At 66.1% G+C, this 6,810-nt stretch carries 6 protein-coding genes and 1 pseudogene; all 7 read left to right on the forward strand.

Annotated features, from left to right (window positions below; genetic code table 11):
* Window positions 1-50 precede the first annotated feature (50 nt).
* The 7 genes and pseudogenes from JF66_RS13880 to dapF all read left to right on the forward strand — a co-directional run bounded on the left by JF66_RS13880 (window position 51) and on the right by dapF (window position 6,508).
* Window positions 51-359, forward strand: coding sequence for a helix-turn-helix domain-containing protein (locus JF66_RS13880; RefSeq protein ID WP_035836458.1), 309 nt, complete (start codon window positions 51-53; stop codon window positions 357-359).
* Window positions 360-474: 115 nt separating this feature from the next.
* Complete coding sequence (locus JF66_RS13885) at window positions 475-699, forward strand: DUF3046 domain-containing protein (protein WP_035879069.1); 225 nt, start codon at window positions 475-477, stop codon at window positions 697-699.
* A gap of 288 nt (window positions 700-987) precedes the next feature.
* The gene (recA, locus tag JF66_RS13890) at window positions 988-2,115 is read left to right on the forward strand and encodes a recombinase RecA (protein WP_035879070.1); all 1,128 of its coding nucleotides are present in this window, start codon (window positions 988-990) and stop codon (window positions 2,113-2,115) included.
* A 54-nt stretch (window positions 2,116-2,169) separates the two neighbouring features.
* Entirely contained in the window at window positions 2,170-2,955 is a 786-nt protein-coding gene (locus JF66_RS21810) for a regulatory protein RecX (protein ID WP_051973546.1), read from the forward strand.
* 76 nt (window positions 2,956-3,031) lie between these two features.
* On the forward strand, window positions 3,032-4,651 hold the full coding sequence (gene miaB, locus JF66_RS13900; RefSeq protein WP_051973547.1) for a tRNA (N6-isopentenyl adenosine(37)-C2)-methylthiotransferase MiaB: 1,620 nt from the start codon (window positions 3,032-3,034) through the stop codon (window positions 4,649-4,651).
* 181 nt (window positions 4,652-4,832) lie between these two features.
* Window positions 4,833-5,617: pseudogene (gene miaA, locus JF66_RS13905) on the forward strand (tRNA (adenosine(37)-N6)-dimethylallyltransferase MiaA).
* A gap of 9 nt (window positions 5,618-5,626) precedes the next feature.
* Complete coding sequence (dapF, locus tag JF66_RS13910; RefSeq protein ID WP_035879071.1) at window positions 5,627-6,508, forward strand: diaminopimelate epimerase; 882 nt, start codon at window positions 5,627-5,629, stop codon at window positions 6,506-6,508.
* Window positions 6,509-6,810 lie beyond the last annotated feature (302 nt).

The following is a 6,810-nucleotide window of genomic DNA, read 5'->3' on the forward strand; positions in this document are numbered from 1 at the left end:
CACCAACCGTTGCTCTCGAGTATGTGGACAGGCCAAAGAAGGAGGTTCCGATGATTCTTGTTCGTCAGGAAATCGGCGATGTGCTCAGGGACTTCCGCCTGCAAAAAGGTAGAACTCTGCGACAGGTCGCAAGTAAAGCCAGTGTGGCTCTCGGCTACCTCAGTGAGGTAGAACGCGGACAAAAGGAAGCCTCTTCGGAGATTCTCGCGTCCGTTGCGGATGCGCTCGACACCCCGATCTCGGTCATCATGCGCGAGGTCGGAGACCGGCTCGCCGTCATCGAGGGAATCGACACCTTCCCCGACACCGTTCCCGACGACTTCGGGGCCGCCTACGATCCCGGGTTCCTGGTTCGGTAACCTCAGGGTTCGATGACCCGTTCAATCGACTGATGCAGTGCGCAGAGACCATCGGTGCACTGCATTAGTCGATTGCCGGTGAGAGTGTTCCGCCGGGATCAACGAAAGAGACATCATGCGACTGAGTGAATTCCGACGTGCGCTCGGCGACGAGTTCGGCGAGGCTTACGGTCGCGTGCTGACGAGTGACCTCGTACTCCCATCGCTCGGGGGCCGCACGGCCCAGGAAGCGCTGGACGACGGTCTCCCGGCCCGAGACGTCTGGCTCGCGCTGTGCGTGGAGACCGACGTTCCCGACAGCCGCCGCCATGGCGCCGGTCTGCCGGCCGCCCGCTCGTAGCCGCCCCGGACTGCCGGAAACTTCGACACGACGCTGAATATATCGCGTCAATCCTCGAAGACGTGTTCGGTTCTTGCTAGGCTCCTCAACAGCGGTGTTCGTCACGGATTGTGCACTGTTCGTTTATCTCCCCGGCCCAGTGTCGGAGGGTCGGCGTACAGTCACTGAACGTCAGCGATACGCAGCATATGCCTTGTCGACAGCGGCTACGGGGTCTTCCCGAAAACGCCACGACAGCCTATAGGCGCCACAACGCACGACCGGACCGTACCACTCAAGGAGACCACCATGGCATCAGCAGCAGATCGCGAAAAAGCACTCGAGACCGCACTCGCCCAAATCGACCGCCAATTCGGCAAGGGATCGGTCATGCGCCTGGGCAGTGACGAGCGGGCACCCGTCGAGACCATCTCCACCGGCTCAGTTGCACTGGACGTCGCCCTCGGCATAGGCGGCCTGCCGCGCGGTCGCATCGTAGAGATCTACGGACCGGAGTCGTCGGGAAAAACCACGCTCACCCTGCACGCCATCGCCAACGCGCAAAAGAACGGTGGCATCGCGGCGTTCATCGACGCCGAGCACGCGCTCGACCCCGAATACGCCAAGAAGCTCGGCGTCGACATTGACGCCCTCCTCGTGTCCCAGCCGGACACCGGTGAGCAGGCGCTGGAGATCGCGGACATGCTCGTACGAAGCGGCTCGATCGACCTCATCGTGGTCGACTCGGTGGCCGCGCTCGTGCCCCGCGCCGAGATCGAGGGTGAAATGGGCGACTCGCACGTGGGACTGCAGGCCCGACTCATGTCGCAGGCGCTCCGCAAGCTGACCGGTGGGCTCAGCCAGACCAACACGACCATGATCTTCATCAACCAGCTGCGTGAGAAAATCGGCGTGTTCTTCGGCAGCCCCGAGACCACGTCGGGCGGTAAGGCGCTCAAGTTCTACGCCTCCGTGCGCCTCGACATCCGCCGTATTGAGACCCTGAAAGACGGAACGGATGCCATCGGTAACCGCACCAGGGTCAAGGTCGTCAAGAACAAGATGGCCCCGCCCTTCAAGCAGGCAGAATTCGACATCATGTACGGAGTCGGGATCTCCCGCGAGGGCAGCCTGATCGACTTCGGAGTCGATCAGGGCATCGTCAAGAAGTCGGGCGCCTGGTACACCTACGACGGCGACCAGCTCGGGCAGGGTAAAGAAAACTCGCGGAACTTCCTGCTGCGCAACCCCGACATGGCCAACGAGATCGAACGCAAGATTCTGATCAAGCTCGGCGTCGGCCCAGAGGGAATCGCTGCCAAGGCGGCCGAGAAGGCCGCTCTCGCCGAGGCAGAGGCCGCCGAGAAGGCGAAGATCGCCGAGTCCGGTGTCGTGGCCGCCCCGGTCGCCGTCAAGGCCGGGCGCAAGACGGCCTAGTCGCCACGACAGGCACGACGCACAACGAACGACGACGAGAGACAGGTCACGGGAATGGTTCACTTCGTACCGGCCGATGAGGCAGATGCACCGACAATCGCGGGGCAGAACGCCGCTGTGCAGAACGCCGATGGGCCGCCCGCACGAGTGGCACCCGTGGCCTATCTGCCGGGCGCCGCGCCCGGCATGACCCGGCGCACGCCCGTGGTGCAGCCCGAGACCGGCACGAAACCGCGGAAGAAGACCGTTTTTGAGCGGGACGATTCCGTGACCGACGATGCGTCGAACGACGACATGCCTGACGATGACGCGCCCGAGGATGGCGTCAACGTCAGCGTCGACGTGGAGGCCGCAGAGCGCGGAGAACGGGCCGAGGCGGCGTTGCTCCAGCGATTGCGAGCACGCTCCCTGTCGCTCGTGGAGGCCTTCGCCGTACTCAAAGACCTCGACCTCGACGATGGCGAGGCGCACGACATGATCGAGCGGTTCACGCAGTTGGCGTACCTCGACGACGAAAAACTCGCTGACCAGATCATCCACACGCATCATGTGCGCAAGGGGCTGGGACGTGCCGGGGTCGAGACCGAGATGCGGCGCCGTAAGCTTGACGCCGGCATCATGCTGGACAAACTCGAGGAGCTGCCCGACGACGAACTCGAGCGGGCCATCGAAGAGGGCACCAAGCGCATTGCGCAGCTGAGCCGTTTCGACGACCAGACGATCGACCGCCGCCTCAACGCTTTCCTCATGCGGAAGGGCTACAACTCCCAGATAGTTCGGGTCGCCGTCAAGGCATCCCTCGACTCGCGCAACGGGTCGTCCACCGTTCGTTTTCGGTGATTGGCCCGAGCCGCGGGCGTGGCCGTGGGGTGGCTTTGACCGCGTACACACAATGCCCGCGTAAACTATAGCCACTATGAGTCTCACCAGCACCCCATCGCTTGCCGCCACGCCCCGTGATCCTCGCACCCTGATCGCCCCCTCGGCGGCCGCGGTCGATGACGACGGCCGGGCGCGTACGTACGAGGTGCGCACGTTCGGCTGCCAGATGAACGTGCATGACTCCGAACGTCTCAGCGGATCGCTCGAAGCCGCGGGCTATGTCTCTGCCGACGGTGCTGAGGCCGATATCGTCGTGATCAACACCTGTGCGGTGCGCGAAAACGCGGACAACAAGCTCTACGGCAACCTCGGCTATCTCGCGTCCGTCAAGCGTCGCCACGCCGGCATGCAGATCGCCGTGGGCGGCTGCCTGGCTCAGAAAGACAAGAACACCATCCTCGAAAAGGCCCCCTGGGTCGACGTGGTCTTCGGAACGCACAACATGGGTGCCCTGCCCAGCCTGCTGGAGCGCGCACGGCACAACGGGGAAGCCCAACTCGAGATCCTGGAATCCCTGGAGACGTTCCCCTCGACCCTGCCCACCAAACGGGATTCCATCTACAGCGGCTGGGTGTCCATCTCGGTCGGCTGCAACAACACCTGCACCTTCTGCATCGTGCCGGCGCTGCGCGGCAAAGAGAAAGACCGTCGCCCCGGCGAGATTCTGGCCGAGATTCAGGCTCTCGTTGACGATGGAGCCATCGAGGTCACCCTGCTCGGGCAGAACGTTAACTCCTACGGTGTGGAATTCGGCGACAAGCTCGCCTTTGGCAAGCTGCTGCGCGCGGCGGGAAAGATCGAAGGCCTCGAGCGCATCCGTTTCACGAGCCCCCACCCGGCGGCGTTCACCGACGACGTGATCGACGCCATGGCCGAGACTCCGGCCGTCATGCCCCAGCTGCACATGCCACTGCAATCCGGATCAGACCGGGTACTCAAGGCCATGCGCCGGTCGTATCGCTCCACCAAATTTCTGGGAATCCTCGAGCGAGTCCGCGCCCAGATGCCCGATGCCGCGATCACGACGGACATCATCGTCGGTTTCCCCGGAGAGACCGAGGAGGACTTCCAGGAGACGCTGCGGGTGGTTGAGGCCGCGCGTTTCGCCACGGCGTTCACCTTCCAGTACTCGATCCGCCCGGGCACTCCCGCGGCGACCATGCCGGATCAGATCCCCAAGGAGATCGTTCAGGACCGCTACGAGCGCCTCGCCGTCGTGCAGAACCGCATTTCCTGGGAAGAGAACCAGGCGCTCATCGGGCGTGAGGTCGAATTGCTCGTCGCCAACGGTGAGGGCCGTAAAGATGCCGATACCCACCGCATGAGCGGTCGCGCGGCAGACAGCCGTCTGGTTCACTTCGATGTTCCGGTTGGGTCCCCGCGCCCCCGGCCCGGCGACATGGTCACCGTCGTCATCACCGAGGCCGCCCCGTTCCACCTGATAGCGGATTCCACGGATCAGGCGCCGTTGCGCATCCGCGCCACCCGCGCCGGCGAGGCGTGGGACCGTGCCGAGGCAGAGGCCTGCGGCGTGCCCACGCACGGAAGTGCGGCGTCCACCGCCGGAACCGTGTCGCTTGGCCTCCCCACGCTGCGCCTGCAGACCGGGTCGACGACCATTCCGATCTACGACGTCAATGACGGAGAACGCTAGCGCGGTGGGCGCCCCCGGCCTCCCTCTCGTCGTGATCGTCGGTTCCACCGGAACCGGTAAGTCGGCGCTGTCGCTGGATATCGCCGAACGCCTGGCTGCGTCAGGGCAGCCGTGCGAGATCGTGAACGCCGACGCCATGCAGTTGTACCGCGGCATGGACGTGGGTACGGCCAAGCTCACCATGCCCGAACGCCGCGGCATCCGTCACCACCTGCTCGACACGCTCGACGTCACCGATGAGGCGACGGTCTCGAACTACCAGCGCGAGGCACGGTCGGCGATCACCGGAGTTCTGGCACGAGGCGCGGTGCCCATCCTCGTGGGGGGCTCCGGGCTCTACGTGTCGAGCGTCGTGTACGACTTCCGTTTTCCGGGCACCGACCCGGTGCTTCGGGAGCGGCTCGAGGCGGACCTCACCAGTCAGGGCCCGGGCGCCATGTACGCCCGGCTGAAGAGCGTTGACCCGCAGGCCGCGCTGCGCATCGGCGCCAGCAATGGCCGAAGCTGGTGCGTGCCCTGGAAGTGGTCGAGCTGACCGGCGCCCCGCACGTGGCGTCGCTGCCAGCCGACCCGGTGTACTGGCGCCGTGCCGTGACGGTCGGTCTGCGCGTTCCGCGGGAAGACCTGACGCCGCGGCTCGATGAGCGCGTGGAACGCATGTGGGCCGACGGGATCGTGGCCGAAGTGGAAGGGCTGCTGCCCGCCGGAATCGAGCGGGGTATCACCGCGAGTCGTGCCATCGGGTATGCGCAGGCGCTCGGCGAGCTGCACGGCACGCTCACGCGAGCCGAGGCGATTGAGAGCACCCAGCAGCTCACCCGTCGGTATGCCCGCCGTCAGGTGAGCTGGTTCAAGCGCTACCCCACCGAGTGGATCGAGGCGGATTCCCCGGACCGGGTCGAGCAGGCCCTGCGACACATCGGTGCCCCGTCCGCCGACTCGTCCGCGGCGCTGCCCGCCGTCTAAACTTGGCCCATGGGCAAGAATCTGAACTTCACCAAGGGACACGGCACCGGCAACGACTTCGTCTTGTTCGCGGACCCCGACGGGCTCCAGGAGCTCAGCGCGGAGCAGATCCGTGCCGTGTGCGACCGCAAGTTCGGCGTGGGGTCGGACGGCGTGATCCGCGCCGTGCGCTCGGCCAACCTGGCCGACGGCGCGGCTGCCCTGGCGGAAGACGACCACGCCGAGTGGTTCATGGATTACTCGAACGCTGACGGTTCCGTGTCGGAGATGTGCGGCAACGGCATCCGCGTGTTCACGCGCTACCTGCTTGACAACGGCCTCACTACCCTCAACCCGGGCGAAACCCTCGCGATTGGCACCCGCGCAGGCGTGCGCGACGTGCAGCGCAACGCCACCGGGTATCAGGCGGATCTGGGGCGCTGGCGCCTCGACGGGGGAGAGCCCCTCGTGCGCGTGAAGAACCTCACGATCGCCAGGCCCGGCCTCGGCATCAACGTGGGCAACCCGCATGTCGTTGTGGCCCTCGCCGACGACGACGAACTCGACTCCGCCGACCTCACGTTTATCCCGCAACTGGACCCGGAGCCCGCCGACGGTGCCAACGTGGAACTCGTGGTGCCGCTCGAGCCACTCGTCGTGAACGGCGTCGGACGCATCCGGATGCGCGTGCACGAGCGCGGCAGTGGTGAAACGCTCTCCTGCGGCACCGGGGCCGTGGCGGCCGCCCTGGCCACCCGACACTGGGCCGGGGCTGGCGCGCCCAACCAGTGGCGCGTGGAGGTTCCCGGAGGCGTGCTGGGCGTGCGCATGTTCCCCACCGAAGACGGCGAGCACGTCTCGCTGTCGGGACCGGCCGAGCTGGTCTTCGACGGAGTGCTCGCGCTCGGCTGACGCCGCCCTCACCCGCGCCGCCGGTCGAGGCGCGAGGTACGAGCGATCGAGACCCGGTGACTCGCTCCGTGGGGCTGGCCGGGTGTGCCCGTTGGCGCGCGTGGTCTCGATCGCTCCTTCGTCGCGCCTCGCCGGCGGGGGTGCTTGCGTTGGTCGAGGTGCGAGGCGCGAGCGATCGAGACCCGGCCGCCGCGCCGGGCTGCGTCGTTGGTCGAGGCGCGAGGTACGAGCGATCGAGACCGGTGACTCGCTCCGTGGGGCTGGCCGGGTGTGCCCGTTGGCGCGCGTGGTCTCGATCGCTC

The organism is Cryobacterium sp. MLB-32, assembly GCF_000738085.1.
Taxonomy (GTDB): Bacteria; Actinomycetota; Actinomycetes; order Actinomycetales; family Microbacteriaceae; genus Cryobacterium.